Source organism: Wolbachia endosymbiont of Drosophila barbarae (genome assembly GCF_044752445.1).
GTDB lineage: Bacteria > Pseudomonadota > Alphaproteobacteria > Rickettsiales > Anaplasmataceae > Wolbachia > Wolbachia pipientis.
Genome location: NZ_JBIXJM010000025.1, coordinates 1 through 816, shown reverse-complemented (window position 1 = coordinate 816; position 816 = coordinate 1). Strand labels below are relative to the sequence as shown.

Below are 816 nucleotides of genomic sequence, written 5' to 3'. Positions count from 1 at the left end.
TTGGTTCTCTCTTTGGATTTGCTAAGATGTTAAGTAAATCTAATTTTCTTCCATCTACTACTTCATTTATATATTCATTTAACTCAGATCCTTTAATAACTTCATATATTTTATCTATGACATCTTTAGTATTCAGGTTATTGTTTTCACTTAGAATTTGATAAGCTTGAGCATAAATTAAAAACAGCCCTTGTAGACTAAATTTTAAGTTAAAATATTTATCTAATGGTTCCTCTTTTTTTCTAATGAATTCAGACAAACCAAAATGATTTCTGTGATCCATAAAACGACCTAAGTCAGCATGTTGAAAGCTACCTAAAAAAATAAATAACGTCTCTAATAAATTACCCTTACCAACAATTTTTATTAGTTCTTCAATTTCTTTTATCATTGCTGAAACCTATAATGTTCTACTTTATAGTATAAGGGATACATGGCAAAATAGCAATAAATGTTATTAGACTTCTTGCATAACCCAAACTAAGTAGAAAAAGGTATAGCTATACCGCCGCGGCACTAACAAGAGATCCCGCTAACACGCAGCGGGATGACGAGACTTATCTTTATGCCGCCGCGAACCTTCATACCGCCGCGGTATCTCCAGATCCCGCTAGCAAGCAGTGGGATGACGAGACTTATCTTTATGCTGCCGCGAACCGTCATACCGCGATTCATTCGCGGTATCTCTCAGCCACTAACAAGAGATCCCGCTAGCGGGATGACGGTTGTCGTTTAGCCATAAATATTTAAGAAATTTACCAAATGAAAAAAAAGGCAAAAGAAGCCCCGTGGTTGGCTAATTACTTACATTATACT

1 pseudogene is annotated in these 816 nt (G+C 35.5%); it reads right to left on the bottom strand.

Annotated features, from left to right (window positions below):
* Window positions 1-391: pseudogene (locus ACIPNH_RS00255) on the bottom strand (WD1261 family protein); the annotation flags it as partial.
* Between the last annotated feature and the right edge of the window lie 425 nt (window positions 392-816).